This is a genomic window from Aeromonas sp. ZOR0002, from assembly GCF_963866995.1.
GTDB lineage: Bacteria > Pseudomonadota > Gammaproteobacteria > Enterobacterales > Aeromonadaceae > Aeromonas > Aeromonas caviae.
The window spans coordinates 14,709-15,972 of the sequence record NZ_CAWMFQ010000263.1; the positions used below are offsets into that span (position 1 = coordinate 14,709).

Consider the following 1,264-nt stretch of genomic DNA (forward strand, 5'->3'; position numbering starts at 1 on the left):
GCTGACCGAGCAGGCCATGGCCCATCCCGACTTGCTTTCCCAGGCGACCCGGGACGGCATCACGGTGAAGCTGGACCAGGTGGCGGGGGACGATCCCCTCAGCCTGCAGTTCGTGGTGAGCAACACCGGCAGTCGCAACGTGGTGCGCGTCAACGGCAGCCTGACCCTGTTCAGCGCCGACGGGGTACAGCTCTCGACCGAGCCCGTGCGCTTCTGGGTCGGGGAGAACCGCCTGCCTGACTCCTACCTGCGCAAGGGGGAGGCGCGCGCCTCCCGGGCCATCGAGCTGGCACGACCCGCCGGCCTCACCGGCAAGCCGCTGGTGCGGGTGCAGATCGACGAGGTGGAGTTCCGCTAGGATGACGGCGGGGGAGCCCTCGCTCCCCCGCAGAGTGTTGCACCGGTAACCGCCAGCAATATCCGCTTACATCTGACATGGTTTGGCAACAGCTTGCTCCTCGGCGTTGCCCCCTTTGCCCGTCACAATGGCTCCATTCCAGTTAGGTCCGCCTAACTCAACCCATGGAGTCAACAAAATGCAAAAGATCGCACTGTCTGTTCTGGTTCTGGCCGGTCTCTCTTCCACCTCCGTCCTGGCGCAAGATGCCTTCAGCTATGCCAAGGGCTCTGCCACCTGGGCCCACACCAAGTCTGACTACATCGGTGGCAAGGATGGGGAGAACCGCGACTTCGGCGGCCTGAGCCTGGATCTCTCCAAGAGCTTCACCAGCAATGTCTATGGCCGGATCGGCAGCGAATACACCTCCCGCAGCAGCGGCAACGACAGCATGGCCATCTCCAGCCTGGGGATGGGTGTCTACACCCCCCTCAGCACCGGCCTGAACCTCTACGGTGAAACCGGCCTGATGGGCTACAGCCTGGAACGGGAGCTGGCCTCCGATGTGAACCATTCCGGTTGGGATACCCTGGCCCGCAAGAAGAGCGGCAGCCTCTACGGAGAAGTGGGCCTGCGCTACGACATCGGCGCCGTCGAGCTCTCCACCGGCTATCGCTACGCCAACATGACCGACGACATGCACGACTTCAAGGCGGGGGCGGCCTACAAGCTGACCCAGAACCTGGCCCTCACCGCCGACTACACCTATCGCAACTGGGATCTGCAAAAAGGCTCCATCTCCAGCCTGGGTGTGAAATACAGCTTCTGATCATCCTTCCTGCAGGGTCTTCACCTTTACCCATGACTTCGGTCATGGGTTTTTTTTAGGCTATGTCCCAATTACGTGTTGCATGGGGCGCCCCAGTG

Annotated in this window: 2 protein-coding genes; both read left to right on the forward strand. The window is 62.3% G+C overall.

What is annotated here, in order from left to right:
- The coding region (locus tag AACR77_RS14370) for a DUF3157 family protein (RefSeq protein WP_231563249.1) at nt 1-358 on the forward strand (358 nt) is incomplete at its 5' end.
- A 178-nt stretch (nt 359-536) separates the two neighbouring features.
- Nucleotides 537-1,166: an outer membrane beta-barrel protein gene (locus AACR77_RS14375; protein ID WP_039041374.1), complete on the forward strand. Its 630-nt coding sequence runs from the start codon at nt 537-539 to the stop codon at nt 1,164-1,166.
- Nucleotides 1,167-1,264 lie beyond the last annotated feature (98 nt).